Origin of the sequence: Porphyrobacter sp. TH134 (assembly GCF_002855495.1) — a bacterium.
In the GTDB taxonomy this organism is placed as follows: domain Bacteria; phylum Pseudomonadota; class Alphaproteobacteria; order Sphingomonadales; family Sphingomonadaceae; genus Erythrobacter.
This window is the reverse complement of record NZ_PKRO01000081.1, coordinates 1-2677: the sequence shown is the minus strand read 5'-3', so window position 1 is coordinate 2677 and position 2677 is coordinate 1. Positions and strand designations below refer to the sequence as shown.

Below are 2677 nucleotides of genomic sequence, written 5' to 3'. Positions count from 1 at the left end.
CATGCTCCCCGCCCCTGAAATCATCGCACGGTCACAACGAGACACCTCGTAACACTGGGTGTCGCCTTAGCTCGTAACACTGGGTGTCCATTGACAGCGTTCGGCGGCTGGACGGCAATCGGTCGCCCACGAATTTGTTGAGAGCGGTTGGATATCGAACCTCAAGGCGAAGACGGTCCTGCGCCTTCGCATAAACGACGATTGAGACATTGCTGGACAGAGGTAGCCGAACAGCAAGAGCGCCGAGATCACGCACAACCGTTGGACGGCCGTAGAAGTTAACCTCTGTAGAGCGTGCGGAAGTGATCGCCGCGTCCGCTAGGGCATGGACGCGCGCAAGCGCGTTACTATCGTGCCACTCCCAGCATACCTCGCACTGCGAGATTTTGAGGTGCGACCAGTCTAGTTCTACACGCGCATCGTCTGTGACCGCGACCGCAGAACCGCTATCAATGCTGATCGCGTAGCCAAGGTCATTCGGGCAAAGGTCTTCGATGATACGAGCCTGCAATCGATCCTCGAAAAGTCGAAGGAATTCTGCAACCCGTTGCACTTGGGTTGAATGCATGCTGCCACTGAACGCGAGGAAGTCAGCGATCATGTTGTCATTGCCATCGAGCGTTAAGTCTCTGGCTGTCGGTGCTTCGCGCCTGTCGAAAAAATCGATGACGGAAAGGTCCGCGATCTCGCCATAAGAATATCGGTCGAGCAGGTGACCCAGCGTCCGGATTGGATTGACGACAAGCTCAATTTCAAAGCTGCCGTGGACGCCGTTATCCCACACCGCCAACTTGCCCGCCGATATGGTTGAGCCACTACGAATTTTGGAAGCCCACCGTCCCCTCTCGCGCCGGACACGCTCGAACAGTGGGGATGTTGTGCTGCGACCTACGCCGCTCGCGAAATCTGCAATGGCCGTGGGCGAATATGGGGTAATTCGACCCTGAACTTTTAGCGCGACCCGGTCGAAAAGTGCGAAATTTTTGTCCACGGGTTTTTGTGCATTGAAGGACCGTATTCCGTGTCGGTTCCGCTCTCGCGCGGGTGGCAACGTCGCTGGCTCATTCATCTACTGTCGCGCTTCTTTTGTAGGCGTGGTTACTCGGGGCAGAACTCCTCCCTTATAGAGGGCGGACGAGCGCTCACCGTTCGAAGGGCTGCGCGCAGTAACGCTTCACGGTCGCGGGGGACAGTTTGAAGTGCGCTGCTGTAGCGCTGATGCTGGCTTTTTTGTCCTGCCGCCATTTTGCAACCGTTGCAGCGTCGGCTGCGAAGGGGCGGCCCATGCTGACCTTCCCGCGATGGGTCAGGCCTGTCTCTGCCAAGGCCTTTCGAGCGGCGTCTCGCCCGGCTGCGGTCCGATCGGCGATCCGACGTCGTTCCATGTCCGCTACCTGTGCAAGCACGGCGAGGATCAATTGGCCGACGTCTCCAGCGATTTCGCCTAGACCGTGCACATGCACAGTCACACCAGCGTCGAACAGCCGCCGCACGGTCATCTGCACATCAAGGGCATCGCGTCCTAGCCGATCGACGGCGTAGACATGCACCCTGTCTCCTCTGCGCACGCGGCTGAGGAGCTTGCCGAACCCGGCGCGGCCCGCCGCCATGCTGCCGCCGCTCACGCCCTCGTCAGAGAACTCCTCGTCGAACCCGCCACCCATAGCATTGCGCTGGGCTTCGATACTCTGGTCACCGGTGGAGACGCGGTAGTAGGCAAATCGCATATGTGGCTCACAAGATAGGGGTGGTCGTTCCCTAGCTCTTAACCTAGCTCAAATATGGTGTAAGGCTAACTTTTGATCCATAGGGCAGAGGTTACAAGTTGTGCGCCATCATCATAGGGCGGCGCTGCACGATGCGGGGTCACCAACACAAAACGGGCTGCAAGCCGGAGCTTGCAACCCGTTGAACGGCGTGTGGGTGCGCTCTTATTCTTCGACCGTGATGAGCTTCTTACGGCGCGTGAAGAGCACGAAGAGGCCTAGGATCACGTCACCGACGCCCCAGACAAACAAAAGGAATGTCATGCCCAAGCCAGCGCCGAGGGCAGCGCCCGCGCGTTCAGCGTCGTTCGAGGCGGTCGAAGAGATGTCACCGACAGCCGCGCAAGAACTCACCAGCCAGATCAGCATCAGCACGTTGAAGATGATGAAAACCCATTTCACGATTTTCCCGAAGGTGGTGCGGTCGCTCACTTCCCGTTGCACAGTCGGCATTCTCAATTCTCCCATTTCAGATTGGCGGTGTCGAAGGCGAGTTGCTGCATCCCGTTCTGGAAGAACTCGGCCTCCACGATGACCTTCTTGCTGTCCTTGAGTTTGCCGAGAAAGCCCTTCGCGCCTTCGACGAACACCATGTTGCTGGTACCGTCGCTAGCGTCGTTGCACCCATAGCGTTGGATCGGCCCATCATCGAACTTCACGTTGATGTAGGAGCGCGAGTAGCTGTTGCACATGATTTGGCCGCTCTCGACACCGACGAGTATATCAAACCCATATTGCGGAGACTGCCGCACCATGATGCGCCCGCTCTGTTCTCCATAGGGGAAATCCAGATTGATGGTGTTCGAGCCCTCCAGCTGTCGTTGCCCCTTAATTCCCGGACAGTTCCTCACTGGTTGATTGGGTGATGTATTCGCGCGGGGCGAGATAGCCAAGGGCGCGATGCGGGTGGA

At 58.1% G+C, this 2677-nt stretch carries 4 protein-coding genes; all 4 read right to left on the bottom strand.

Going from position 1 to position 2677, the window contains the following annotated elements; all coding sequences use genetic code 11:
• Window positions 1–31: 31 nt before the first annotated feature.
• Window positions 32–991 carry a hypothetical protein gene (locus C0V72_RS15890; protein WP_143704643.1) on the bottom strand — a complete coding sequence of 320 codons (960 nt, stop codon included), beginning with the start codon at window positions 989–991 and terminating at the stop codon, window positions 32–34.
• A 151-nt stretch (window positions 992–1142) separates the two neighbouring features.
• On the bottom strand, window positions 1143–1727 hold the full coding sequence (locus tag C0V72_RS15885) for a recombinase family protein (RefSeq protein ID WP_101795099.1): 585 nt from the start codon (window positions 1725–1727) through the stop codon (window positions 1143–1145).
• A 204-nt stretch (window positions 1728–1931) separates the two neighbouring features.
• A complete protein-coding gene (locus C0V72_RS15880) occupies window positions 1932–2219 on the bottom strand; it encodes a hypothetical protein (RefSeq protein WP_101795098.1) in 288 nt (95 codons plus the stop codon).
• A gap of 2 nt (window positions 2220–2221) precedes the next feature.
• Window positions 2222–2677 (bottom strand): hypothetical protein (locus C0V72_RS16695; protein ID WP_233999996.1); only part of this gene is annotated, 456 nt, incomplete at its 5' end.

Bases quoted from the DNA above. Each gene is read 5' to 3' on its own strand.
- C0V72_RS15880 (WP_101795098.1), bottom strand. From the start codon at position 2,219: ATGCCGACTGTGCAACGGGAAGTGAGCGACCGCACCACCTTCGGGAAA.
- C0V72_RS15885 (WP_101795099.1), bottom strand. From the start codon at position 1,727: ATGCGATTTGCCTACTACCGCGTCTCCACCGGTGACCAGAGTATCGAA.